The 23,404-nt window shown below is 49.2% G+C and carries 25 protein-coding genes; 12 read left to right on the top strand and 13 right to left on the bottom strand.

Annotated elements, in window-relative coordinates; genetic code table 11:
- Positions 1–396 precede the first annotated feature (396 nt).
- Positions 397–549 (top strand): lmo0937 family membrane protein, encoded by a 153-nt coding sequence (locus tag L1278_RS15430; RefSeq protein ID WP_140623340.1) that lies wholly within the window; start codon positions 397–399, stop codon positions 547–549.
- A 66-nt stretch (positions 550–615) separates the two neighbouring features.
- A complete protein-coding gene (locus L1278_RS15425; protein WP_007660460.1) occupies positions 616–765 on the top strand; it encodes a lmo0937 family membrane protein in 150 nt (49 codons plus the stop codon).
- A 74-nt stretch (positions 766–839) separates the two neighbouring features.
- Here L1278_RS15425 and L1278_RS15420 read toward each other — a convergent pair whose 3' ends face one another.
- Both L1278_RS15420 and L1278_RS15415 read right to left on the bottom strand, forming a co-directional pair.
- Positions 840–1,490, bottom strand: a complete 651-nt coding sequence (locus L1278_RS15420) for a hypothetical protein (protein WP_253405914.1) — start codon at positions 1,488–1,490, stop codon at positions 840–842.
- Between the two features lie 63 nt (positions 1,491–1,553).
- Positions 1,554–3,179, bottom strand: coding sequence for an ABC-F family ATP-binding cassette domain-containing protein (locus L1278_RS15415; protein ID WP_253405913.1), 1,626 nt, complete (start codon positions 3,177–3,179; stop codon positions 1,554–1,556).
- Positions 3,180–3,512: 333 nt separating this feature from the next.
- On the opposite strand from L1278_RS15415, the gene L1278_RS15410 reads away from it, so the two are divergent.
- On the top strand, positions 3,513–3,983 hold the full coding sequence (locus L1278_RS15410; RefSeq protein WP_253405912.1) for a DUF4199 domain-containing protein: 471 nt from the start codon (positions 3,513–3,515) through the stop codon (positions 3,981–3,983).
- Positions 3,984–4,037: 54 nt separating this feature from the next.
- Positions 4,038–4,496, top strand: a complete 459-nt coding sequence (locus L1278_RS15405; RefSeq protein WP_253405911.1) for a DUF4199 domain-containing protein — start codon at positions 4,038–4,040, stop codon at positions 4,494–4,496.
- An 88-nt stretch (positions 4,497–4,584) separates the two neighbouring features.
- Here the strand turns inward: L1278_RS15405 and L1278_RS15400 are convergent, their stop codons facing one another.
- Positions 4,585–4,815 carry a hypothetical protein gene (locus tag L1278_RS15400; RefSeq protein ID WP_253405910.1) on the bottom strand — a complete coding sequence of 77 codons (231 nt, stop codon included), beginning with the start codon at positions 4,813–4,815 and terminating at the stop codon, positions 4,585–4,587.
- Between the two features lie 313 nt (positions 4,816–5,128).
- On the opposite strand from L1278_RS15400, the gene L1278_RS15395 reads away from it, so the two are divergent.
- Positions 5,129–5,527 (top strand): hypothetical protein, encoded by a 399-nt coding sequence (locus L1278_RS15395; RefSeq protein ID WP_253405909.1) that lies wholly within the window; start codon positions 5,129–5,131, stop codon positions 5,525–5,527.
- 50 nt (positions 5,528–5,577) lie between these two features.
- Here L1278_RS15395 and L1278_RS15390 read toward each other — a convergent pair whose 3' ends face one another.
- A complete protein-coding gene (locus L1278_RS15390; RefSeq protein WP_253405908.1) occupies positions 5,578–5,967 on the bottom strand; it encodes a hypothetical protein in 390 nt (129 codons plus the stop codon).
- Positions 5,968–6,236: 269 nt separating this feature from the next.
- Between L1278_RS15390 and L1278_RS15385 the strand changes: the two genes are divergently transcribed.
- Positions 6,237–7,052: a murein L,D-transpeptidase catalytic domain family protein gene (locus L1278_RS15385; RefSeq protein ID WP_253405907.1), complete on the top strand. Its 816-nt coding sequence runs from the start codon at positions 6,237–6,239 to the stop codon at positions 7,050–7,052.
- Between the two features lie 74 nt (positions 7,053–7,126).
- Here the strand turns inward: L1278_RS15385 and L1278_RS15380 are convergent, their stop codons facing one another.
- Positions 7,127–7,324, bottom strand: coding sequence for a hypothetical protein (locus L1278_RS15380; protein WP_116543560.1), 198 nt, complete (start codon positions 7,322–7,324; stop codon positions 7,127–7,129).
- A gap of 278 nt (positions 7,325–7,602) precedes the next feature.
- On the opposite strand from L1278_RS15380, the gene L1278_RS15375 reads away from it, so the two are divergent.
- Together L1278_RS15375 and L1278_RS15370 are read left to right on the top strand one after the other, a co-directional pair.
- On the top strand, positions 7,603–8,400 hold the full coding sequence (locus L1278_RS15375; RefSeq protein ID WP_253405906.1) for a M48 family metalloprotease: 798 nt from the start codon (positions 7,603–7,605) through the stop codon (positions 8,398–8,400).
- Positions 8,401–8,434: 34 nt separating this feature from the next.
- The gene (locus tag L1278_RS15370; protein ID WP_253405905.1) at positions 8,435–9,346 is read left to right on the top strand and encodes a diacylglycerol kinase family protein; all 912 of its coding nucleotides are present in this window, start codon (positions 8,435–8,437) and stop codon (positions 9,344–9,346) included.
- A 7-nt stretch (positions 9,347–9,353) separates the two neighbouring features.
- Here the strand turns inward: L1278_RS15370 and L1278_RS15365 are convergent, their stop codons facing one another.
- Together L1278_RS15365 and L1278_RS15360 are read right to left on the bottom strand one after the other, a co-directional pair.
- Positions 9,354–10,583, bottom strand: coding sequence for a metallophosphoesterase (locus tag L1278_RS15365; RefSeq protein ID WP_253405904.1), 1,230 nt, complete (start codon positions 10,581–10,583; stop codon positions 9,354–9,356).
- Positions 10,583–11,218, bottom strand: coding sequence for an LON peptidase substrate-binding domain-containing protein (locus L1278_RS15360; protein ID WP_253405903.1), 636 nt, complete (start codon positions 11,216–11,218; stop codon positions 10,583–10,585). Before L1278_RS15360 ends, L1278_RS15365 begins: the two co-directional genes overlap by 1 nt.
- Before the next feature lie 158 nt (positions 11,219–11,376).
- Here L1278_RS15360 and mtgA point away from each other — a divergent pair, with 158 nt between their 5' ends.
- Together mtgA and L1278_RS15350 are read left to right on the top strand one after the other, a co-directional pair.
- Positions 11,377–12,114: a monofunctional biosynthetic peptidoglycan transglycosylase gene (gene mtgA / locus L1278_RS15355; protein WP_253405902.1), complete on the top strand. Its 738-nt coding sequence runs from the start codon at positions 11,377–11,379 to the stop codon at positions 12,112–12,114.
- Positions 12,101–12,595, top strand: a complete 495-nt coding sequence (locus tag L1278_RS15350; protein ID WP_253405901.1) for a DUF4440 domain-containing protein — start codon at positions 12,101–12,103, stop codon at positions 12,593–12,595. Before mtgA ends, L1278_RS15350 begins: the two co-directional genes overlap by 14 nt.
- Positions 12,596–12,776: 181 nt before the next feature.
- Here the strand turns inward: L1278_RS15350 and L1278_RS15345 are convergent, their stop codons facing one another.
- From L1278_RS15345 to L1278_RS15330, 4 genes are all read right to left on the bottom strand, one after another.
- Positions 12,777–13,916 (bottom strand): App1 family protein, encoded by a 1,140-nt coding sequence (locus tag L1278_RS15345; protein ID WP_253405900.1) that lies wholly within the window; start codon positions 13,914–13,916, stop codon positions 12,777–12,779.
- Positions 13,917–13,972: 56 nt separating this feature from the next.
- Positions 13,973–14,809 (bottom strand): M48 family metalloprotease, encoded by an 837-nt coding sequence (locus L1278_RS15340; protein ID WP_253405899.1) that lies wholly within the window; start codon positions 14,807–14,809, stop codon positions 13,973–13,975.
- A 216-nt stretch (positions 14,810–15,025) separates the two neighbouring features.
- Complete coding sequence (locus L1278_RS15335; RefSeq protein WP_253405898.1) at positions 15,026–17,875, bottom strand: pitrilysin family protein; 2,850 nt, start codon at positions 17,873–17,875, stop codon at positions 15,026–15,028.
- A gap of 90 nt (positions 17,876–17,965) precedes the next feature.
- Positions 17,966–18,376, bottom strand: a complete 411-nt coding sequence (locus tag L1278_RS15330) for a hypothetical protein (RefSeq protein ID WP_253405897.1) — start codon at positions 18,374–18,376, stop codon at positions 17,966–17,968.
- A gap of 141 nt (positions 18,377–18,517) precedes the next feature.
- Between L1278_RS15330 and L1278_RS15325 the strand changes: the two genes are divergently transcribed.
- Positions 18,518–19,585, top strand: a complete 1,068-nt coding sequence (locus L1278_RS15325; RefSeq protein ID WP_253405896.1) for a DNA topoisomerase IB — start codon at positions 18,518–18,520, stop codon at positions 19,583–19,585.
- Between the two features lie 46 nt (positions 19,586–19,631).
- Here L1278_RS15325 and L1278_RS15320 read toward each other — a convergent pair whose 3' ends face one another.
- Together L1278_RS15320 and pgi are read right to left on the bottom strand one after the other, a co-directional pair.
- Complete coding sequence (locus L1278_RS15320; RefSeq protein ID WP_253405895.1) at positions 19,632–21,230, bottom strand: hypothetical protein; 1,599 nt, start codon at positions 21,228–21,230, stop codon at positions 19,632–19,634.
- Between the two features lie 47 nt (positions 21,231–21,277).
- A complete protein-coding gene (gene pgi, locus L1278_RS15315; RefSeq protein WP_253405894.1) occupies positions 21,278–22,927 on the bottom strand; it encodes a glucose-6-phosphate isomerase in 1,650 nt (549 codons plus the stop codon).
- Between the two features lie 237 nt (positions 22,928–23,164).
- Between pgi and L1278_RS15310 the strand changes: the two genes are divergently transcribed.
- On the top strand, positions 23,165–23,353 hold the full coding sequence (locus L1278_RS15310) for a hypothetical protein (RefSeq protein ID WP_253405893.1): 189 nt from the start codon (positions 23,165–23,167) through the stop codon (positions 23,351–23,353).
- The last annotated feature ends 51 nt before the right edge of the window (positions 23,354–23,404 follow it).

The following is a 23,404-nucleotide window of genomic DNA, read 5'->3' as shown; positions in this document are numbered from 1 at the left end:
AACAGAATTCGGACAAACAACGGTTTTAAAAACATTTATCTTGGAAGACTTCTATTTTGTGTGCTGGCAAAAGTCAGGGCTATACCTATCAGGTACCGGGTATAGTTAATATTCTATACAAAATTATGGCAGTCAATTCAGTTTTTGAAAGAAGTTGTATTTTAGCTGTGTATCAAAAGGATAAGGGTCAATTTACTACACAGTATTATAGCTATATTTTAAAATATTAGTTCAAAGTATACAAAATAATGCGATTATATACATCCTTTAAAGTATAGTGCTCGTAAAAAGCTTAAAACAAAAAAATGCAAAGCAGGCCACCTGGTTTGTTTTGAAAGCCAGACAGACGGTTTTGCTTTCAACGCATTGAAAAGGAGAAATTAAAACAAAAAAACTATGGGAAATTTACTGTATATCATAGCCGTTGTGCTAGTAATCTTTTGGCTGATCGGGTTCCTTGGGTTTCCTGATGCCGTTGGTGGAATCATCCACGTACTTTTAGTGCTGGCTGTTATCGCAGTTGTGCTGCGATTAATACGAAGTGCTTAACCTATATAGCGTAACTACGTTAGATAGGATAACAGACTATATTTTCGAAATTAAAATATTAAAACTATGGGAAATTTATTGTATATCATAGCCGTTGTGCTAGTAATCTTTTGGCTGATCGGATTCCTGGGATTCCCAGATGCCGTTGGCGGATTGATTCACATCTTATTGGTGATCGCCGTGATCGTGGTACTGCTACGACTCATACGGGGCTAATACGAATACCTCAAAAACAGAAAAGGCTGCAAATTTATTTGCAGCCTTTTTTTATTTATTCCTTGCTCTAAGGCCTACTTCCTGAATGGAAAGCTAAAGCCTGCTCGGATGACCGGGTTAGAGTAAGGTGAGGCATAAGAATCGTTGAAGTTGTAGAGCAGCAGTATGTCGGCTGCACCCCGTTCACCAATACGCTGCCTGTAGCCTAAGCCGGCCATGGGTATACCTATAAAGCGCCTGCTGATCTCATACACCCCAGTGTTATAATTCATTAAGGGCAGCTCCACACTCAATTGCTCGTACTCACCGTGAATCAGGAAATTCTCGAAGATCTGCTGTTGGGCGAAAACACGACCTCCGTAGTTGTGCATACTCTCTCCCCTGAATCTCCGATAATGGTACACCCCGCCTATACCTAGCCAAAACGTTTCGGTAGCACGATACCCGACTACCGGCAAGAGTGAGATATTCGTAAAAGTACCGAACTGCAGACCGAAACTCCCGCCCCAGAACATGCGGTCAATCAGAGCCTGTGGAGCTTCTTCACTCGGGCGCACTACCTGCGGACGAATTACCTCTGGCTGTGGCTGCGGTTGTGTGACGCGGGGCTGTTGTGGTTCTACCGTAGGTCTTGTAGGCAACTCGCGTTTGCGGCGTACCGTGTCGGGTTCGGTTTGGGCCATGGCCGCTGTGCTGCCCAGCAGGCAGCACAGGGTTAGTACCATTATATTGTAGCTTAAGCGTAGCGGCATAGCTTGATTGGTTACATGTAGTCGCTGGTTTATACGCTATACCTTGGCAGTAGCATACATTTTTTTGCGCAGCTCTTTGATGTTCTCATCCGACAGGTACTCTTCGTAACCCATGCGTTTGTCGATAATGCCGCGTGGCGTCAGTTCGATGATGCGGTTGGCGATCGTGTCCACAAACTGTAAGTCATGCGAAGAGAAGAGGATGGTGCCATCGAAATCGCGCAGGGAGTTGTTGAGCGCCGTAATCGATTCAAGGTCCAGGTGGTTGGTAGGTTCGTCGAACACCAATACGTTGCCAGATTGCAGCATCATACGGGAGAACATACAGCGCACTTTCTCGCCACCTGACAGCACGTTGGCCTTCTTGAGCGACTCCTCTCCTGAGAACAGCATACGACCCAGGAATCCGCGGATAAAGCTTTCGTCTTTTTCCACAGAGTATTGGCGTAGCCAGTCCACCAGGTTAAGATTCGTGTCGAAGAACTCCTGGTTGTCTTTCGGGAAGAAAGAAGCTGTGATGGTTGTGCCCCACTTAAACTCTCCTGAATCAGGCTGCTCTTCGTTGAATAGGATCTTAAAGAAAGTAGAAGCGGCAATGTCGTTACGACCGATCACCGCAATCTTATCTCCTTTATCAATCATAAAAGAAATATTCGTGAAAAGCGGCTGCCCGTCTATTGACTTGGTCAGGTTCTCCACGTGCAGGATCTGGTTCCCTGCTTCGCGCTCTGGCTTGAAGGCGATGTACGGGTATTTGCGTGAGGATGGTTGAATGTCTTCTACTGTCAGTTTTTCTAGCAACTTGGCACGCGAAGTCGCCTGCTTAGACTTGGAAGCGTTGGCACTGAAGCGGCGGATGAACTCTTCGAGTTCCTTACGCTTGTCTTCAGTCTTTTTGTTTGCATCAGAGCGCTGCTTAAGCGCCAGCTGGCTTGACTGGTACCAGAAACCATAGTTACCGGCAAACATTTTGATCTTGCCAAAATCAATGTCGGCCACGTGTGTACACACGGCGTCGAGGAAGTGGCGGTCGTGCGATACCACGATCACGGTGTTCTGGAAATTATCGAGGAAGTTCTCCAGCCACATGATCGACTCAGCGTCCAGGTGGTTGGTAGGTTCGTCGAGGAGCAGGATGTCCGGGTTGCCGAAGAGGGCCTGCGCCAGGAGCACACGCACCTTTTCGCTACCGCTCAGATCTTTCATGAGGGCGTAGTGCAGGTCCTCGGTTATGCCAAGGCCGCTCAGGAGTTCCGCCGCTTCATACTCTGCATTCCAGCCCTCCAAGTCAGCGAATTCACCTTCCAGTTCAGCAGCACGTACGCCGTCAGCCTCCGTGAAATCTTCTTTAGCATAAATAGCATCTTTCTCCTGCATGATGTCAAACAGGCGCTTGTGACCCATGATGACGGTCTGCAATACCGGCGATTCGTCGTATTCGAAGTGGTTCTGTTTCAATACGGCCAGGCGGGCGTTGGCCGGTATTTCCACGGTGCCGGTGTTCGGGTCGATCTCACCCGAGAGTATCTTTAGAAATGTGGATTTGCCCGCGCCATTGGCCCCGATGAGGCCGTAGCAGTTGCCGGGCAAAAATTTGATGGTTACGTCTTCAAACAGGGTACGCTTGCCATAAGACAGGCTTACATTGTTGGTGCTGATCATAGATAGCTTAAAATGAGTATATGAAACGATTGCGGTGCAAAATTACGAAATAAAAACCGTCTTTTTTTCAAATTGCTGTAAACCAATAGGCTAAGGGCTTACAGAGGGTGGCTTAATTGCTTTTAAATGAAGCCCTTCGGGAAGTGAGCTGAAAAATTAATGACTCAAATCACAACACCAACCCATGTTCTCTAGTATATTGATTTAATTATATACGGCAGATCGCACCTGCTTTGGGGAGCTTTATGTACGACAAGCTCTTTTTTATAACCAATCGTGCGACTAATCTGTTCACTTTTAAAAACTAAGGACTCTTAACAAAATAGTATACATATGGCACTTTCAAGAATCACATATCAAAAGGTATCACTGAAATATGGTATTTTCGTAGGTATAGCGCACATACTCTTTTTTCTGATCATGCGCCTGCTGAACCTGCAAAACAGAGTGGAGCTTTCGTTCCTGAGTGCGATCTTCCTGATCATAGGTATAACGGTAGCTATTTCGCAATTCAAAAAAGCGAAAGGAGGGGACATCAATTATTTCCAGGGCCTGGCGATCGGGGCTACCACAGGCGTGGTGTCCTCTACAATACTGGCCCTCTTCATGGTTGTTTACCTGACTACTTTAGACACAGCATACCTGGTCAGCCTGCAGTCTAGTTCATTGTTCCCGGTGAGTTTATCAGTACTGTCATTCTTTGTGCTTACCATTATTTACGGAACCATCCCCGGCTTCCTGATCGCTTTTGTGGCCATGCAGTGGTTTAAGCGGGAAGAACATGCCATACAGGAGCGCATCTGACCGTAGCATTTATTCCAGCAGACTCATTTGTGAGATATACCCCAAGCACCTACTATGGAAAAAATCGGCCTAAAATACGGCCTGTTAACAGCACTTGCATTGGTCAGCTACTTTCTACTCATGAAGGTAGTTGGCCTCTCGCATATTATTGAGTTGCGCTTTCTCAATGGCCTGATTATGGCAGTAGGTGTTACCCTTTCCATACGGGCGCTTAAGATTATGCGGCAGGGCAATATAGGGTATTTTGAGGGCCTGGGGGTAGGCGTCATCACTTCCGTTCTGGCAACTGTGGTATTTTCCGCGTTTATGGTCGTGTATATTAAAGCGTTTGATGATGGGCTGCTAAAAGTTCTTGCCGGCGAACAGTTTTTCGGCGATCGAATGGCCATCACGCCTGGTATTGTAGTTTTTATGGTCCTGATGCTGGAAGGTGTGATATCGGGCTTTATGGTGTCGTTCATTGCCATGCAATGGTTTAAGCGACGCGACCACAAGGTGCCGGGTAGTCCCTGATCGGGTTTTATTCACAGCAGAGATACAAAAAGAGAGGCGACCCGGGATTTACCTGGTCGCCTCCCTTTTTTAGGATTATATTGTCAGATCAGCTCACCAGGTTGTCTGGCCGCTGTATGATTTGTACAACTACTTCATGTAAATCACCTTCCTCATCTTTTAGCTTATAAATTACCATCGGGTTGTCTACGTCATGTATAGGTGTGATATTGACGACTTTACCTGCATCAAGCCTCTCTTCGAGCTCCAGTGCTAAGTCCTGAAATGCTTTTGCAAAGTTGACCTCAAGCGAACTGGGATTATAATGTTTGGTTTTCATGTTTATTTCATTTTGTATGGGGGAGACGCTACTGCGAAACCGGGAGCCACTATTAAAAATACTATTTCGAGCGTTTGTTTTGTGTACTGTTCTCCAAGGGTTTAGTTACGATATAGCTAATTTTGAATACAAGTTATTTTTATAATTTAATTGTATTTTGAAATATTGCAATTATGTTCTAAAATACGGCTGAACGTACTATTAGAAAAATATAAAATATGTGTGTCTTCAAGCAAAACCTAAATAATGTAATTCCGTTCATAACACTATATAACTTTAGCATAGCCAGATGATGGCATAATACCCGAATACCATGAAAAGAATTATACCTTTTTTAATCATACTAGGATTAACAGTAAGCACGACACAGGCGCAGCGATTGACAGAGACAGACGACGAGCTGGATAAAAAAGTACTGGCATTAAGCCTGAGCGGTCCCCAGATGGCTATTTTGGAAATGAAGCGCGAACTGAATCTGAGTGAAGAGCAACTAAAGCAGGTTGAACTGCTGCACGAAGAACGCTACCAACTGATGTCGGAAGCCGAGTTGAAGCAGGAAGAACCGATAGAACGGCAGCGTACTTACAGAGAAATACAGATACAGCTTGACAAGGTAATGGCTGGCATTCTGAATGAAAAACAGCTGAAGCAATTCCTTGAGCTGGAAGGACGCCAGCACGTTAACATGCTGACTGGGAATGAAGAGGAATAATCACCGGTAAGAATAAAGCAAAAAGCCCGCCTTAAGGCGGGCTTTTTGCTTTATTTTGCAGCAGGTACTGGGCGCAGGTAGGTGATCTCGCTTACTTTGTTCAGGGCGTTAAAGCGTACCTCAGCCCGGTTAGCTTCAGAGAGTTTGTTCCGCTCATTGCACTGCGAGCCGGATTCGAAGTAGTAGATAAAGACACGCTGTCCCCGGCGCATCAGTTGCTCCGCATCAGGTTTGCCGAGGATGTCTTTTATTTCTGCTTCAGGGCGCCCGTACAATTCGCGACGTATTGACTCAAAGTCGTTGACCATAGTATTTCGTTGTCCCTGGCATCCTTTTTTATCTTGTTGCCATTTTTCACTATCAAAGCCTAACATGCGGGCGGGATCAGCGCAGCCCATTAGCATAATCAGTAGCAGGGTATAGAAGGAGTACGTTTTCATGTGCTATTCTCTTACCTCAAAATTGCAGCTTCCGGCCTTGGCATACAAGTAAATGCCCTAATTTATAAAACAGTAAAACTTTAGATCAATAAAAATATAGACTCCTCATATACTAAGATTCAGGTATACAAACGTTTAGCATATACATCCGGTCAGCAGGTGGGGGAAAGCCCTGCAAATTGGACCTAAACATCTTTTAAGGGAACAATTGTTGTGTTTTTTCCTGTTAGTACATTAATTGCGTAAAACCCGATAAGAAGAATAGCCCTATGATAAGAGCCACTGTAACCTCTTTTGCCTTGAGTTTCATGTTGATAGCCACTCCTGGCGGAGCCCGACACGACGAATCTGATCCGATGGGACTCACAGCTGAAACTGTTTTGACTTCCACTTCACTTGCCAACCTTTCCTTTGCTGAGAAGAAACTCGCTTTCGAAGATCATGTACAGGAAGTGTATAGCAGAACAGGATTACAAAAGGCAGGACTTTCCTACAGTGTATTTGAGCGTGCCTATACCGGTTACCACAATTTCAAGCAGGATGAACTGACAGCTGCTGACAAGCAGATTCTGACAGTGGTTGATTTTACCAAGCCAAGTAATCAGAAGCGCATGTGGATCATCGACCTGGCTGCAAGCAAAGTGCTCTACAACAACCTGGTGGCGCATGGTCGTAACACGGGCAATGTAAAAGCAGAGAAGTTCTCAAACGAACCTAATTCCAACATGAGCAGTATGGGCTTCTACCTGACCGATAAAACCTACTATGGCAAGCATGGGCTTTCGTTGCGTTTGTCAGGTATGGACGAGCAGTATAACTCGAAAGCTATGGAGCGTGCCATCGTACTGCATGGTGCTGACTACGTGAGCGAAGATTTTGTAAAGCAGTATGGCCGGCTCGGCCGCAGCCTGGGCTGCCCGGCGGTGCCAAGAGCTATTTCCGGTGATGTGATCGAACTGATCAAGAACAATACGGTACTCTACATTCACAGTGCAGACAAAGCCTATACCTCAGACTATTTGAACGTTGAAAGAGCTGTCGAAGGCTTCGCATCGCTTCAGGATATGCTGCCGACTAACGCATAGACAGGACAAAAAACTACACAAAAAAGCCACGCCGAGATCCGGAGTGGCTTTTTTGGTTTTAATGATTCTTAGGGTCACGTCTGGTCCTTTGTCGTCTTTACCAGGTTGATGCCCGCAAAGAAAAAGATCAGGCCTACAATAAAGGGAACGGCAGCCGTGTACTTGCCAACGGCAGCGCCGTCGCCTCCCATAACAAAGGCATAAGCGCCCCAGATGATGCCAACTATACCTAATATGGTCAGAATGGCACCGAATGTTCTTTTCATATTCATAATATTCTGTTTTAATTGAAGCTGTTTTTGCAGCGATTTTAGTGTATTACGAAATTCATATAAAATAGGGTAGCTATTTATGAATTCTTGCCTTCTATCTATCCTGCAATCTCTATTATTTTCATGGCACTTGCGTATACTTTCTAGTACAATTAAAGTATATGGTGTTGCAACATACCTGGCCAGTACTAAACATCACGCAAAAGCTGACCGGTGAGCAGGGCGTATATAATTATATAATTAGAACCGTGAAGCTATAGAGTAACATGAGAGCAGTCATGAAATTTATCATTGCCATCCTGATTGCGGCGGTTTCGCTGGTCACGTACTGGTGCAACAGGCAGGAGAATGAATTTACCGGCCAGATGCAGCACGTGGATATGACCGTAGAGCAGGAGATTGCCCTTGGGTTACAGACTGCCCCACAGATGGCTTCTCAATATGGTGGGCTTCATCCGGATGAACAGGCGCGGGCCCAGGTTAACGCAATCGGGCAGCGGCTTGTCCAGAATACCCGCGTTGCCGAGACGCCCTATAAATTTGACTTTCATTTGCTAGCCGATGAGCAGACTGTTAACGCCTTTGCTCTGCCCGGCGGGCAGATTTTCATCACAGCAGGTCTGCTTCGTCGTCTGAGTTCGGAAGCACAGCTGGCAGGCGTGCTGGGCCACGAAATAGGGCACGTAGTCGGGCGACACTCTGCCCAGCAGTTAGCCAAGGCAAAGCTCACGCAGGGTTTGACCGGTGCTGCAGCCATAGCTACCTACGATCCTGAAAACCCAGCTTCACGAACAGGTGCCGTTGCTGCTGCTATGATCGGCAAACTGATGAACATGCGTTACGGACGGGAAGATGAATTGGAGTCGGACCAGCTGGCGGTGCGCCTGACAGGGGAGGCAGGCTACGACCCGCGAGCTATGATTGAGGTGATGCGCATACTCGAGGAGGCCAGCGGCGGTGCCAGTGGTCCTGAATTCGCGCAAACGCATCCCAATCCAGGCAACCGTATCGCGGAGATAGAGCGCGCCATCCAACAGGAGTATCGAAACGGTCTGCCTGCTGGCCTGGTAAAATAAGCCCGGGCATTCATCTATAAACTGAGACCTCAACATGCCTACGCAAAAAGACAAGAAACTCCAAAACCTCCTGTTTGTCATCAATCCCATAGCAGGTGATATAGACAAAGAGGAACTGGAAGATGAAATAAAGACAGAATGTGCTACTCATCAAATGAAGTGTACGATCTACCGCACGACAGGCGAAAGTGATGTAGAGCAGATCAAGCAGCTGATAGAGGAAAATACCTATGACGCTGTCTTTGCAGTAGGGGGCGATGGCACGGTGAGTCTGGTCGGCGCCCTGCTGATCGGCACCTCTATACCTTTGGGCATTATTCCGCTTGGCTCCGGCAACGGACTCTCAAAAGACCTGGGTATACCACAGGATACAGAAGAGGCTTTGCAGCTGATCCACGAACATGTTGTGCGCAACATTGACACCATCGACCTGAATGGGAAGCCTTCGATCCATCTCAGCGATCTGGGATTTAACGCCCTGGTCGTAAAGCGCTTTTGCGAAGGGGATAAGCGTGGACCGGGTGCCTACGCGTGGATAGCTTTGCAGGAGTACATAAATTACGAGCCGAAGTTTTACCGCATAGAGACCGACACGGAGAATTTTGAGGGGGAGGCTTTTATGGTAACCATTGCCAATGCCAACGCCTTTGGGAGCAATGCCGCTATTAACCCCAGCGGAATCCTAAACGACGGTCAATTCGAAATCTGCCTGATTGAGCCTTTTCCAAAAGCTGCCGCGCCTGTTTTGCTGGTGAGGATGTACACCGATAATATTGACGGCTCCATCTATACCCGCCGCATCAGCTGTCGAAAGGCTACCGTCTACAACGTAGACCATGAAGTAGTGCATATCGACGGCGAGCCTGCCGAATTAGATGAGGTGATTAGAGTGACGATGCATCCCAAAAGCCTGAAGGTTATTCTGCCTATACCTGAAGAATCATAATCAAAGGCTATACCTCCTGTGTTTGTTTTTTGGGCTTCAAGACGGGGCCTAATTCTTTCCGGAACACAACGGCACCTGGCATTGATACGCTTTCACCTTCCGTAACCGCCAGCGCCTCTATCCATACCTCCCCGGTGTCGTAGTAGTTGAGCACAAAGAAACCCCGCTGCTCCAGCGTAAAGGTGGCTTTGCCGCCCTTCTTCACAAAGGAGGTTTTGCTGCCCGATCCGCTCACGATGTAATGGTTGTCCCGCACCTCAAAGTGCTGCAGATTATGGTCATGCCCCGCCACATACACAATGTTGCTGTACTGATGGAAGATTCGGAGCAGACGCTTGCGCATCTTGCGGTATTTTCGGTGGGACATGTCCTCATAGGCTCCAAATAGCTGACGGTAAAATGGGTATAGAGAACCGAAAATAGGCAACGGAATATAAAAGCGTTTGTGGGCAGCCGTAAGCGGAAATATGTGCTGTTTGACGGTGAACTTGCCACCGTGCAGCGCATTGCTGTATAGTGGGTGGTGCGCTGCCACCACGACTCGCTGGTGTCGGTTACGGCGCAGGATCTGGTTCAGGCGCACAAAGAATTCCTCAATGTCATCATAAGGGCAGCCCTGCCCGGTACCCATCGGCTTTTCGCCCCGTTGCACCCACCACTGTGTGTTGATGATGACTAGTAGCAACCCTTCGGCCAGTTGTATGGCCTCCGGACCCGGACAACCATGCCGGGGCAGGTAACTGTTTTCGTCTTGTAGCCTGTCGACCACATATTTTTCCTGTCGGAGCACATACTCCAGCCCTTTAGAGCGCCCTTTGTTCCAGTCGTGGTTGCCGCTCAGAAAAATCTTGCGCCCCACATAAGCGCCCATTTGCCCTAGCAGGAAATCCAGGCGCTCTTTGGCGGCAGGGTAGTGGCGATGGGTTTCGGCGGGCATTCCCACCGGGTATAGGTTATCCCCCAGGAACAGGACGCTGCCATCGGGTCCTGTGTTTTGCTGCCACTCTTCCAGAATTCGCATGACAGGGTCCGTGCCGTCGGTCGCGACATAGCCCACATCGCCCATAAACGCGATGCTGTGTACCAGCCGTGCCTCGGGTTTAGGCAGGCACTTGCGCCAGCCTACATCCGAAAGTTTATAGAATGGCTTGTTGCGGTACTTGAGCTCCTGCCAGTAGCTGAACAGTCCAAAAACCAAAAACAACACGGTAGGTATGATGAGAAAGTATAGCAGCATCAGAAGTTAGGTGGCGTGAGGTTTTTGAAATGACCGTTGAGCTTGACGCGTTCCTTGAGTTTTTCGGTTTCGGCTACAATGGGTAATACCTGCAGAAGATGCTGTAGAATCATTTCTTGTCGCAGTGCTTCACTATTGCATTGCAACAAGGTATATTCCTGTTCCGTGTTCAAGCCTAAATGGTGGCCAACGTCAAAAGAGGTAAAGTTTTCGGGGAGGTCCATCAGAATATTGCTTATACCCAAGGCTGTGTACAACTCCTGCAACTTTTCGCGTATTTTCTCTTTCGTTAAAATATCCTCGTCTTCCAGGTTCTCTACTTCCTCTACCTGACCGCCAGCATAGAGCCTGCCCGGTGCCTGTTTGTCAAACTCCAGTATCTTAAAGATGCCCAAACCCTGTGTGCGAATGTCCATCTCGCCGCTTTCGTACTTCTTCTCAACCTGCAGCAGCTTGATCTCCGTGCCGTAGAGCCCCACGTTGTTGTTGATGAACGTAGGTATGCCAAATGTAGTGCCGCTTTCGAGGCAGTCGTAGACCAGCTGCTTGTAGCGAGGCTCGAAAATGTGCAGGTTTAGCTTCTCGCCCGGAAATACCACGATATTCAGAGGGAACAAGGGTAAGTACTTTTGCATGGCCTTTTCTTTAGCTCTATAAGAGACAAGTTCGTGTTTTGTATATGGAATACGGGTATGTTTGACGCGTGTTAAGTATTACAATTCAGCTACGCCGCTTTTGTTGCATTATAAGCCAAAACACTTAGCTTTGCGCACTTATTTTTTGAACGCTTATAATGAAGAAGAAACGGCTGGGCTTTCGTGAGATCAGGCTTATCATCACAAAGCTTTTGCTGAGCCTCGTGCTCCTGAGTGTGCTGTGGGTGTTGGTATACCGCTGGGTGGCTCCACCGGCTACGTTGCATATGGTGAAGCGGCGCGCCGAAGCCGGAGCAGCAGGCAAGGATAACCCCGCGATCAGGTATAAGTTCGTTTCTTTGGAGGAGATGTCAGAGCAGTTGCCGTTGGCTATGATAGCTTCAGAAGACCAGCTTTTCCTGGAACACAGCGGTTTCGATTTTGATGCCATTGCCGATGCCTTTAAGCGCAATCAGAAAGGAAAGAACATCAGGGGAGGCAGTACCATCAGCCAGCAAGTGGCCAAGAACGTGTTCCTATGGCACGGTCGGAGTTACCTGCGCAAAGGTGTAGAGGCTTACTTTACTTTCCTGATCGAGTTGCTGTGGGGCAAACAGCGTATCCTGGAGGTATACCTGAACATTGCAGAGATGGGGGATGGGGTGTTTGGCGTGGAAGCGGCTTCGCAAAAGTATTTTAAGAAACCAGCCTCGGAGATAGGACGTCAGCAGTCTGCACGGCTGGCAGCGGTACTTCCCAACCCGATCCGGTATTCCGCCGAAAGGCCATCGGCTTACGTACTTGGCAGGCAGGTGCGTATAGCCCGTGCCATGGGCCGACTGGGTGGAACTACTTATATCAAAACCATACTTCCCCAAAAAGATGAAAAGAAATAAGTTTATCAGTGTACTGGCCCTGGGTATAGGCTTGTCATTTACAGCCTGTCAGCAGAACGAAGAGAAGCAGGTAGAGCTTAGCACCACTGCTCCTGCCAAGCACGATCCAGCGGTGGCAGAAGGGCAGGTGCGCGACATGCTGGCCTCGCAGTCAGCCTGCTGGAGCCAAGGCAACCTCGAGTGCTTTATGCAGGATTACTGGAAATCAGACTCGCTGCTGTTTGTGGGTAAAAACGGCCTGACCTATGGTTGGCAAAAAACTTTGGATAACTACCTCAAGAGCTACCCTGATCCGACAGCCATGGGCAAACTGACCTTCGACCTGCAAGAAATGCGCCACCTGGCCGCAGACCACATGCTTGTAGTCGGCAAATGGCACCTGCAGCGCGACGCAGATTTAGGCGACCTACAGGGACACTTCTCCATCATCCTCAAGCGCTTCCCGGAAGGCTGGAAAATCGTAGCAGACCATTCCAGTTGAGTGATGGAGTGAGTTAGTAATGGAGTGAATTTTAATTTAGTGATACCTGATTGAATCAGGGGAATTAAAATTAAAAATTCAGCTATCCTTTCACAGCGGAATTATGCACTATAGATGTATACCAACGCAGCAAGCTACCAACAATTTAATTAATCACTCAACCACTCAATCACTCAATTAATTACTCATCTCCCTCGGCATCCACTTCGGTTTCTCTGGCAATTTCCGGAATTTCTTCCGTGAAGATATAGCCACATTTTGCAGCGTGTTCAGCGGCTTCCAGGGTTTGTTTTACAAGCACCATCTCCACTTCTTTGTTATCCTTGAACTCGTCGAAAATACTGACCACTTTGGTCGCGTGTTTTTCGATGTTCACATCCCGGATGTAGATGGCCAGCACGCGGCCCGGGTGTTTTCGTACAACTTCGGCGTAAATCTCAGCATCCTGCTGTCCGCTGTCACCTATCAAAATGAACTTGAGCTCCGGGTAGGTGATCAGGATGTTCTCGATCTCTTTATACTTATGGCTCATATGGTCGGAGGAGCCGAGCTTGCTTTCATCAATTCCGAAGTCACGGAGCAGGAGCGGCCCTTGCGGAATTTCATTCAGCTCCAGAAAATGGTAAAGCAGATCGTACGTGTTCCAGGGACTGCTCGAAACATAGAAGAAAGGATTGTTACGCTTGCCGTTACGCCCCAGCTGCAGGGACTTATAAAAGGAGGCCACACCGTGGAAAGGTATACGGGAGTGCGCATTGTTGAGCAGCACGTTGCGTCCAGTCTGCAGCAGGCTTGTAGCACCGGTCCGCACGATGGTATCGTCTATGTCGCTGATGATGCCATACTCTGCATCGGGAGGAGGGACGAGCACATGTGCCTGCGCCTTCACCGGTCCTTCCACTTCCACGGGGGCCTCGGAAAGCGTGATATCGATCGTGTGCCAGATGTCGTCGAGCACAAGTGGCTTTTTTGGGGCGAGGTTCAGCACAAAGTATCCTTCTACATCAGTCGTGATCTCGTGTTTCTGATCTCCCAGGCACAGCTCAATGCGTGCGCCCGGTATTTCCCGGCTGTTAAAGCGTTTGTACATATTCAGGATGTTCTCCCACAACGTGTCATTCTCTTCTGACAGCGTGATGCCCTTATCGACCAACACGCGGCCTTTCACATAGAGGCGGGTAGGAGTGCCATAGCTGCGGTAAGCCATAATGTGCAGCGGACCAAACATATTGAGCTTGCGACGCAGATTAAAAGTCAGCGTGTCAAACTTTTCTTCTCCTTTCAAAACAGCTTTCGCAGCTGTGTTCTTTATCTTTTTCATAGTCGACAGGTATGGGGTTCAACACAAAGGCCTGCCTCTGGGCAGACCTTTGCGAGTTACAAATTCAGGCTTTTTTTCAGTTCGTTAAATTCCGTATTAGCGGCTCCGTCTGTTGCACAGTTACGCTGGCTGGCCTGCTGCTGAATGTTTTCGACGCGGTTATCCGGGTTGGGGTGCGTGCTCAAAAACTCTGGCGGATTGCTGCCCTGCGCCTCCGCATTGAGCTTTACAAAGAAACCGGCTGCACCATCACAAGCATAGTAATCAGTGCCGTCCAGGTATACCACCGAAGCATTATCAGCTTCCGTCTCGGCCCCGCGGCTGAAACGCAAACCGGCCAGTGTACCTGCCAGCTGAGCGGCGATCTGCTGCAGCGTACCCGCATTGTTGCCAAGCGCTACAGAGAGCATCAACGCGATGCCATAGTCGCGCTGCAGCTGCTGCACACTGTGGCGTTTGTCGGCATGGGCAATCTCGTGGGCCAACACACCGGCAAAGTGGTCTTCGTCATCCAGAAACTTCATCAAGCCGGTATACACGTAAATGTGCCCACCAGGAGCAGCAAAAGCATTTAGTGTCTCACGATCATCGATGATCTTCACCGTCCAGACAAACTCATTTCTATACTTGATCTCTCCGGAGTTGAGCACACGGTTCACGATGCGGTCGAGGTGGGTATAGGCTTTTTGTACATTGGCATTACCGGAGTTGCGCTCCAATAACTTGCCCTGTGCTCGGAAAGTAGAATCTACCTGTTGCGACACCTGCTCACCCAGTCGTATATCATCCTGAATCGAAAAGATGACGCCTTCATTGTCTTTGCAGCTACTCATGAAAAACACACTGACAAAGACAAGCAGCCAGGGTGCGGTACGATTGATATACTTCATCATTTAAATAAGAGAGGTAAAATGTATTAAAGCAATGCGCAGGTATAGGCTAAATAAGACCCTGCGATTTGCTTAAAACTAACGCTATTTGATTTTAGTATGCGCTTACGGATTAAAATTAGCCTTGGTTGGAAGGAGTAGTGACAGGTATAACGCATAAAATAGTGCAAATAAAAAAGCCCCTGATATTCAGGGGCTTTTTTTCAAGTGTAGTATGCGCTATTTTACGGACGAGGTACCTACTGGGTTACCGTTGGTATCCAGCTCCACCACTTCGTAGCTCAGCTTCTGCAGTTCTGGCAATACTGTTTTCTTATCGCCTACCACCACGATGTGCATTTTATCAGATGGCAGGTGCTTGGCAGCCAGCGCATCGATTTCCTGCTTCGTCATGTTGTTCAGGATCTGTGTCTGCTTGCCTACGTAATCCTTCTTCAGATTGTAGCGCAGAATGCGGCCCAGGAAGTTCGCCTTCTGACCAGGTGTTTCGTACTGGCGCGCATCCGACTGACCGATCGAGTTTTTCATGAACTGCAGCTCATCTTCCGTGATACCCTTTGTTCTGAAATCGTTGATCTCTTTCATGAACTCTACTACAGAAGCAGCAGTGGCATCGGCACGCACACCAGCCGAAGCAGTGTAAGGGCCAGCAAAGCGGCTGCCACCGAAGCCAGAACGGGCGCCATAGGTATAGCCTTTGTCTTCGCGCAGGTTCAGGTTGATGCGGCTGTTAAAGGCACCACCCAGCACGAAGTTCATCAGCGATGTTTTGTAGTACTCTCCGGTTGCGTCGTAAGGCAGAGCTACATAGCCAATTCTGATCTCTGACTGCGCAGCATCAGGCTTGTCTACAAAGTAGATTTTAGTAGCCGCGATAGCAGGCGCTTTCACGTCAGCTGGCATGGTTACGTTTTTCTTCTTCCATTTTTTCAGGAAGTCCAGCTTGCCGATGATCTCTTTTTCGTTGATATCGCCTACTACTACCAGTTCAGCACCTGTAGGCGTGAAATTGGCAGCATAGAACTGCTTCACATCGTCGAGGGTGATGCTGCTTACCGACTCTGTAGTACCTGAAGTTGGGATCGCCATGATGTGGTTTTCGCCATAAAGCAGTTTGTTGTACACGCTGCTGGCAATAGCCGTTGGCTGTGTCGACTGGTTGGCTATACCTTCCAGTTGCTGCTTTTTCAGACGCTCAAAATCGTCGGCAGCGAACTTCGGACGGAACAAGCGCTCTTCGAGCAGTGCCAATGTTTTGTCCAGGTTCTTTTTCAGCGACTGAACCGTTACATAAGTGTCTTCTGTACCAGAACCGATACGGATAGAGCTGCCCAGTTTGTCAAGTTCGCTGGTGAAGGCTTCCGAAGTGAAGTTTTCGGTGTCTTCGTTCATCAGAGAAGCTGTAAGCGAAGCGATGCCCGCCTTGCCTGCGTTATTGGCCAGCAAACGATGTCCGCCAGGTATAGTCAATTGCAAGGTAACAGTTGGGATCTCGTCAGATTTTGTGCCGATCACCTTCATGCCATTCTTAAACTTCGAGGTATAGAAGTTAGGTACGCTCACGGCTTTGGCCTGACCCGCTACCGGGCGCTTGCTGCGGTCGAAAGTGTCAACTGCCTTGGTATAGCTCAATCCGCTGTAGTCCTGTGGCTGTGCTACCGACACGTTTGTGTCAACGGTATAGTTGTCAGCTTTGGCTACCATTTCCGGCTTGCCTTTTGGTACCACACTCAGGATAACAGCAGGTTTACCTTTGATATACTGGTTATACACACGCACCACATCAGCCTTTGTCAGCGCGTTAATGCGGCGGATTTCCTCCTGCAGGTAGTTCGGGTTGTTACGGAAGGTTTCGTAAGAAGCCAGTTGCGACACTTTGCCACTCACACTCGCCATTCTGTTAATCAGGCTCGACTCAGCAGAAGCCTTGTAGCGCTGCAGATCTTCGTCGGTTACGCCGCGTGTTTCAAACTCAGCGATAGACTTGCGCAACAATTCCTCCATCTGTGCCAGAGTACTGTTCGGATAGGCCATAATGGAAATACCAAACTCACCAGCCAGCTCCGAGGTGGAGTTCATGGCAGAAGCTTGCAAGGCTTTCTGCTCTTTCACGAAGTTTTTGTAGAAGATAGAGTTCCGTCCCTGTCCCAGGATTTCGGCCAACACGTCCAGTGCATGCTCGTCTTTGTGACCAGCCTCCGGCACCGGATACGTAACGCGCAGCATCGGGAAGCGCACATTGTCTTCGTAAGAAATGTAACGGTCTGCGTTAAGTGAAGCGACCATTGGCTTCATGTCCTGCACGGCAGGGCCGGTAGGTATAGCGCCAAAGTATTTCTCCACCAGCTTCACTACTTCCGCCGGATTCACGTCGCCACCCACGGTTACCGTAGCGTTGTTTGGTCCGTACCAGCGCAGGAAGAAGTTTTTCAGATCTTCCACGTTCACGCGGTTCAGGTCCTCGATGTAACCAATGGTGGTCCAGGAGTAAGGGTGACCATGCGGGTACAGGTGCTGCGATGTTTTCTCGTACACAAGACCGTAAGGACGGTTGTCGTAGTTCTGACCACGCTCGTTCTTTACAGTTTCGCGCTGTACCTCAAATTTCTTCTGGGTTACGGCATCCAGCAAAAAGCCCATACGGTCGGCTTCCAGCCAAAGGGCTGTTTCCAATTGGTTGCTTGGCACGGTTTCGAAGTAGTTGGTGCGGTCGCGGTTGGTAGTACCGTTCAGGGTACCGCCTGCATCCGACACGATTTTGAAGTGCTCTTCGTCGGCCACGTTGTCGGAGCCCTGGAACATCATGTGCTCAAAAAAGTGCGCAAAGCCAGATTTACCCACCTCTTCGCGGGCCGAGCCCACGTGGTAAGTCACGTCCACATGCACAACCGGATCGGAGTGATCCTCGTGCACGATCAGGGTGAGGCCGTTGGCCAGTTTGTATTTTTCGTAAGGTATAACCAGCTCATCGCTTTTCTTAGTTACCTTTTCCACGAGTTTTGTCTGCGCCTCGGCAGCACTGACCACACTGGCTGTGAGCACGATACTCAAACCGATTTTCTGAAGCATATTAATTTGTTTTAGGTGAACGATTGGTCTTGTGTTAGGACCAATATAACACATAAAGGTTTAATGCTATAAGAAAATATAGACGAACGCCTATTTTGTCTCGGCAAACACTTGTTTGGCAAACATAACGGACACGGCCAAGGTCAGCAGTGCCACTACCAGCATGGCGGTTGTGAGCAGAAAAGCCATACCTGATGTATGGGTAGAGTTAGGCTCAGGGGCTTCCTGCACCATTTCGAGCAAACGAATGAAATAGGTGCCGGAGCGCCAGCCCAGCAGAAGCGTGAGCAGTCCGGCCTCGGCGCTTCCCAGAAGAAATCCCCAACGGTGTTTTCTGTTCAGGAAATGCCCCGCCACCAGTGCCAGCAAGCCGCCGGCTATACCTGTAAAGAGGGCGGTCCGGGCCTGCTCGCCGGCCACATCTACCGCCACAACGCCACAGCCCAGCAGGAAAACGCCAAAAAAGGCGTAGAGGTAAGAAATCTGTTTATGGATGGTCATGGATATGTCTTTTTTTCTGGGACAAATATAAGGGGAATTGTTGAGGAGGTATAGGCAAAAGCTCCCGTGTAGCCTGTACCGTGGATAACTTTTGCATGGCTTTTATGTATTATAGGCAGCAGGCGCCTAATGCCTTAGCTAATGACAAAGAAAGAACTACACAACCTATATAAGGATCCTGCCCTTTCAGCCGAGTGGGCGGGCCTGCGCTATACCTCAGACGAAAAGCCGGGGCTCACCCGTAATAAGGCCGGCACAGGTTTTTACTACCTCGACCACAAAGGGGAAAAAGTGACCGATGAAAAAACGCTTGAACGCATCAAAAAACTGGTGATTCCTCCTGCCTGGACCGAAGTATGGATCGCGAAAACGGCCCGTGGACATCTCCAGGCCACCGGACGCGACGACAAAGGGCGCAAGCAGTACATCTATCATCCGGAGTGGCAGCATGCCCGCAACCTGACCAAATTCGGGCGCATGATCACATTCGGGAAGTCGCTGCCCGCCTTGCGGGATCAGATCCAGAAAGACATACAATCCCGCCACCTCGACAAGCGCAAGGTAACGGCGCTGGTTGTGTCGATTATGGACAATGCGCTGATCCGGATCGGAAACCGTGCCTATGCCAAGTCAAACAAGTCGTATGGGCTCACTACACTGCGGGACCGTCACGTGACCTTTAATGGCAGCACGGTTACTTTTGCGTTTGTGGGCAAGAAAGGGGTGGAGCAGAAGATCGACCTGAAAGACAGGCGCCTGGCGCAGCTCGTGAAGAAGTGTAAGGATATACCCGGCTACGATTTGTTTCAGTACTACGACGAGGACGGCGAGCGGCAGACGCTGGAGTCAGGCGACGTGAACGAATACCTGCGGGAAGTGACCGCCTATGATTTCACGGCCAAGGATTTCAGGACCTGGGGTGGCACCGTGCGCATGGTGGAATGCCTGGAGCGCGTTATCGACGAAAACCCGGAGATCGACAAAGAGAAAGGTATAAAGGAAGCGGTGAAGGAAGTGGCCAAAGGCCTGGGCAATACCCCAACGGTCTGTAGCAAATACTACATCCACCCCGAGGTAGTGAACCTCTTTCGGGAAGATAAACTGATGAGTTTCCTTAAAAAGCACGATCCCACTAAATCCAAAATCGAACACCTCAGCAGTATGGAACATTTCGTGCTGAAAATGCTGGAGAAGAGCCTTAGAAGTTGAGGTATTTATTTTGTAGGGACTGGTTGCAAACTGTCCCTACAATACTCTAATTTCCTTCCCGGTCGTAGGCGTGGACTTTCACGTCTCTTGTTGTCAGGTCTTTGGCTTCGGTACCGAAGTCGATTTCGTTGCCGCGCTCGGTGTCGTAAATGTGGGTCATTTTGCGCCAGCCTTTTACAGAGGAGTTGTCTGTTATTTCATCTTCACCCAAGCCGCCGTATACCTCGACCAGTATACCTTCAGCTGCATCGCCATCCAATATAAATTGATCATCGCCGCTAAGACCGTGCAGTGTGATCTTTTCTGTTTCTTTTCGGGAGAATGTCCGCTGATAGAGTACCTTTTCAGGTATACCGGTTTGAGCAGGACGTAAGAGTGTCACTTCGGTGCGATCATCATCCAGCCGCCTTACCTGAAAAAAATCCGGCTGATCAGTGCCGGCAATAGTCACCTGAACAGCCAGAATTTCATACATTTCTTCGGCTACTTCAGGTAGTTGGTCGCGGCGGTTTTTCAGATTTTGTAGGATGCTTGCTCCTTTTAAGGTATAGATGGGAGGGGGCAGGTTTTTCACGGCTTTTTCGATCGATTCATCGGTGAGCTTTTCCTGCACATCCTTTGCAATCGCCACCCATTCTTCCCGTGTCAATTCGTGAAGCAGGCGCTCGTCTATGAACCGGGCATTGATCATCAGGGCTTTCACGTCTTTGATGGTCGGTCCGAAAGAGTAGAATTTACGGGCCATGAGCTTGCTGGTGGCAAGGAAAGGTATAGCGCCGTCGTCCATTTTCAGGAATACCTGGTCACGGTCTTTGGGGATGGGTTTATAAATCGTATCGGCGCCTTCTTCATAGACGGCCCAGTCCCACTGGCCTTTGTGGCGGTCCCAGTCACCGACGAGCACATCCAGGAGCCGCGCGCGCACAAAGGCTTTTTGATCAAATTGATGGGTATTTGTCTCGTAACGATTGCATAGGGCATCTTCGGAGTCCGCAAATCCGGTCACGTTTCCGAACATACGCAGTGTGTCGGCCATACCATCGAATTTCTCCTCGAGCATGTATACCTTGCCCTGCACCGCCTTTGCGTATTCACCGAAAGAGTTATCGCTTTTTTGAACGTAATAAAGTGTAGGGGAGCTATGAAAGACGCCTGCCGCTTTAGCCAGTCCAGGAATGATCAAGGCTCCATACGGGTTAGCAGAAGAGATCTGATCGCGGAGAATGTTGGTTACGAAAGTGGGTCGCCAGAATTTAGCCAGCACCTGCACCGGATCTTTGTCGATGGAGCGGAAAGCGTAAATGCGGCCGAGGCTGTCCTGGAGTTGAAAACTGCTGGTCTGGAAGCCGCCCCCTTTCTTCACGACTTTCATGCCGCCGTTCACGCTGGAAAGATCGAATACGGGAAGCTTAACAGGGGTGGTCCAGCTGTCGCGGTGGTGGTTGCCCCAGAAAAGGCGGTAAAGCCAGCTATGGTCGTAGTGGCGTCCGGCCACTGCCCATACGCTGTCAGTGCCAGCCGGAGGCAGGTCATGCTCCCCCGGCTGCACCAAAGCGTCATGTTGGTAAAAATTATCGTCGGCGCAACTGCTTAGCAAGAGTGTGAGAAGCAGCAGAAGCGTCGTTTTAAGGTATAGGTGCTGCATAAGGTATAGATACCATCCTTAAACGCAGCCTCGTCGCAAGGTTTTCGCTATTTACGTTTTTGTCTGTAATAGCTGATCAGTCCGGCTGTGGAACTGTCGTGCTCGGCAGCCTTATCGTGGAGCAGTTCCTCTTCAATGGCGCCGGCCAGTTGCTTGCCCAGTTCCACACCCCATTGGTCGAAGCTGTACACGTTCCAGATCACGCCCTGCACAAAAGTTTTGTGCTCGTACATGGCGATCAGGCTTCCCAGGGAGTAGGGTGTGAGCATGTCGAACATGATGGAGGTGGAAGGTTTGTTGCCTTCGAATACCTTGTGCGGCACGAGTTGCTCCAACTCGTCTTCTGCCATCCCTTTCTTCTCCAACTCAGCACGCACTTCCTCCTCAGTTTTGCCTTTCATCAGCGCCTCGGTCTGGGCAAAGAAGTTGGAAAGCAGCATTGGGTGGTGCTCGCCGATCGGGTTGTGGCTGTTCACCGGGGCCAGGAAATCAGAAGGGATCAGTACCGTGCCCTGGTGGATCAGCTGGAAGAAAGAATGCTGTCCGTTGGTGCCGGCCGCTCCCCAGATCACGGGCTGCGTCTGGAAGTTGACATACTCGCCGTTGCGCATGGCGGTCTTGCCATTGCTTTCCATCTGCAACTGCTGTAAATACTCGGGCAACAGGCGCAGGTACTGGTCGTAAGGCAACACGGCATGGGATTGTGCTTCAAAGAAGTTGGTATACCAGATACTCAAAAGAGCCATCAGCACCGGTATGTTCTGGCGGAGTGGCGTATTTTTCAGGTGCTTGTCCATGGCCTCAGCGCCACGCAGCAATTCCTCAAACTTATCGTACCCGATAGCACAAGCCACCGATAAACCGATGGCTGACCAAAGCGAGAATCGACCGCCTACCCAATCCCAGAAGCGGAAGGTGTTTTCCGGTGCGATGCCGAATTTTGAAACCGCTTCGGTGTTGGTAGATAGTGCCACAAAGTGCTTGCTCACATACGCTTCGTCTTTGGCTGTTTCCAGAAACCAGCTGCGGGCCGTGTGGGCATTGGCAATGGTTTCTTTGGTGGTGAAAGTTTTGGAGGCAATGATGAATAGGGTTGTTTCCGGATCAAGTTTGCGCAGGACTTCTACCGCGTCGGTGCCGTCCACATTCGAAATGAAATGCACTTCGATATCAGGCTTCTGATATTTCTTGAGCGCCTCGGTCACCATTTGCGGACCCAGGTGCGAACCGCCTATACCTATGTTCACGACATGCTTTACTTTTTTTCCGGTGTAGCCGGTCCATTGACCGCTGTGCAAACGGTCGCAAAAATCCTTCATCTGGCGCTGCACGTCACGTACCTCTTCCAGCACATTTTCTCCGTCCACTACCAGTTCCTGATCCGTGAAGTTGCGCAGGGCAATATGCAGCACGGCACGGCCTTCGGTGGCGTTGATCTTCTCTCCGCGCAGCATGCTCTCGATGGCGGCTGGCACATTGGTTTCCTCGGCTAGTTCGGCTAACAGATCCAAGGTTTCTTCCGTGATGCGGTTTTTAGAGAAATCGTATAGCGTTCCGTCTATCTCGAAAGAGAATTTTTTGAAGCGATCCGGATCGGCCTTGAACAAATCGCGCAGGTGCTGATGCTTCAACGCAGCGAAGTGTGTTTCAAGTTTTTTCCAGGTATTCGTTTGGGTCGGGTTGTCGGATTGTAGCATGTTTTATTTTGTCAAGGTGTTACGGCAGGAACTACTCTTAAAGCGCCTGCAAGGTTTTTCAGAATGGGCAGTAAATATAGCCTTTCAGGTATAAAGATACGGTAATTTGGGCAGTGAACACATGAAAGGTATCATTTAGCGGGCTCCTGCGTAGGCCTAAGACCGGTAGATTTCATTCGATGAAGGGAATTCCTGCGTATGAAGCTAACAGGAATGTTAAAAGAAAACCCCCAGACTATGAAAGAGGAAGAAAAGAACCAACCAAACGAAACTCCATCACCAAAGGCCAGAATTTTGAGGGAGGATGATGGAAAAAGAACACCACCAACCCATCCGAAGGAGGTAACCGGCGAACAGCATCAAACCACCCATCCGGAGCAAGCGCCCGATGTACCGCCGCATGAGCGCACAGAAGGTATACCTTAGTCGCCTGTTGATTTTTTGTAAAGTTCACCCTTAAAGCATACGCGGTGTGTT

It is taken from the genome of Pontibacter sp. HSC-36F09 (genome assembly GCF_024171605.1).
Classification (GTDB): Bacteria; Bacteroidota; Bacteroidia; order Cytophagales; family Hymenobacteraceae; genus Pontibacter.
Note: the sequence above shows the minus strand (reverse complement) of the source record. Positions and strands in the feature narration are given on the sequence as shown.

Bases quoted from the DNA above. Each gene is read 5' to 3' on its own strand.
- L1278_RS15325 (WP_253405896.1), top strand. From the start codon at position 18,518: ATGACAAAGAAAGAACTACACAACCTATATAAGGATCCTGCCCTTTCA.
- L1278_RS15350 (WP_253405901.1), top strand. From the start codon at position 12,101: ATGAAAAGAAATAAGTTTATCAGTGTACTGGCCCTGGGTATAGGCTTG.
- L1278_RS15370 (WP_253405905.1), top strand. From the start codon at position 8,435: ATGCCTACGCAAAAAGACAAGAAACTCCAAAACCTCCTGTTTGTCATC.
- L1278_RS15360 (WP_253405903.1), bottom strand. From the start codon at position 11,218: ATGCAAAAGTACTTACCCTTGTTCCCTCTGAATATCGTGGTATTTCCG.
- L1278_RS15420 (WP_253405914.1), bottom strand. From the start codon at position 1,490: ATGGTACTAACCCTGTGCTGCCTGCTGGGCAGCACAGCGGCCATGGCC.
- L1278_RS15395 (WP_253405909.1), top strand. From the start codon at position 5,129: ATGAAAAGAATTATACCTTTTTTAATCATACTAGGATTAACAGTAAGC.
- L1278_RS15345 (WP_253405900.1), bottom strand. From the start codon at position 13,916: ATGAAAAAGATAAAGAACACAGCTGCGAAAGCTGTTTTGAAAGGAGAA.
- L1278_RS15385 (WP_253405907.1), top strand. From the start codon at position 6,237: ATGATAAGAGCCACTGTAACCTCTTTTGCCTTGAGTTTCATGTTGATA.
- L1278_RS15425 (WP_007660460.1), top strand. From the start codon at position 616: ATGGGAAATTTATTGTATATCATAGCCGTTGTGCTAGTAATCTTTTGG.
- L1278_RS15375 (WP_253405906.1), top strand. From the start codon at position 7,603: ATGAAATTTATCATTGCCATCCTGATTGCGGCGGTTTCGCTGGTCACG.
- L1278_RS15405 (WP_253405911.1), top strand. From the start codon at position 4,038: ATGGAAAAAATCGGCCTAAAATACGGCCTGTTAACAGCACTTGCATTG.
- L1278_RS15390 (WP_253405908.1), bottom strand. From the start codon at position 5,967: ATGAAAACGTACTCCTTCTATACCCTGCTACTGATTATGCTAATGGGC.
- L1278_RS15320 (WP_253405895.1), bottom strand. From the start codon at position 21,230: ATGCAGCACCTATACCTTAAAACGACGCTTCTGCTGCTTCTCACACTC.
- L1278_RS15410 (WP_253405912.1), top strand. From the start codon at position 3,513: ATGGCACTTTCAAGAATCACATATCAAAAGGTATCACTGAAATATGGT.
- L1278_RS15330 (WP_253405897.1), bottom strand. From the start codon at position 18,376: ATGACCATCCATAAACAGATTTCTTACCTCTACGCCTTTTTTGGCGTT.
- L1278_RS15430 (WP_140623340.1), top strand. From the start codon at position 397: ATGGGAAATTTACTGTATATCATAGCCGTTGTGCTAGTAATCTTTTGG.
- L1278_RS15335 (WP_253405898.1), bottom strand. From the start codon at position 17,875: ATGCTTCAGAAAATCGGTTTGAGTATCGTGCTCACAGCCAGTGTGGTC.
- L1278_RS15415 (WP_253405913.1), bottom strand. From the start codon at position 3,179: ATGATCAGCACCAACAATGTAAGCCTGTCTTATGGCAAGCGTACCCTG.
- mtgA (WP_253405902.1), top strand. From the start codon at position 11,377: ATGAAGAAGAAACGGCTGGGCTTTCGTGAGATCAGGCTTATCATCACA.
- pgi (WP_253405894.1), bottom strand. From the start codon at position 22,927: ATGCTACAATCCGACAACCCGACCCAAACGAATACCTGGAAAAAACTT.
- L1278_RS15400 (WP_253405910.1), bottom strand. From the start codon at position 4,815: ATGAAAACCAAACATTATAATCCCAGTTCGCTTGAGGTCAACTTTGCA.
- L1278_RS15380 (WP_116543560.1), bottom strand. From the start codon at position 7,324: ATGAATATGAAAAGAACATTCGGTGCCATTCTGACCATATTAGGTATA.
- L1278_RS15340 (WP_253405899.1), bottom strand. From the start codon at position 14,809: ATGATGAAGTATATCAATCGTACCGCACCCTGGCTGCTTGTCTTTGTC.
- L1278_RS15365 (WP_253405904.1), bottom strand. From the start codon at position 10,583: ATGCTGCTATACTTTCTCATCATACCTACCGTGTTGTTTTTGGTTTTT.
- L1278_RS15310 (WP_253405893.1), top strand. From the start codon at position 23,165: ATGAAAGAGGAAGAAAAGAACCAACCAAACGAAACTCCATCACCAAAG.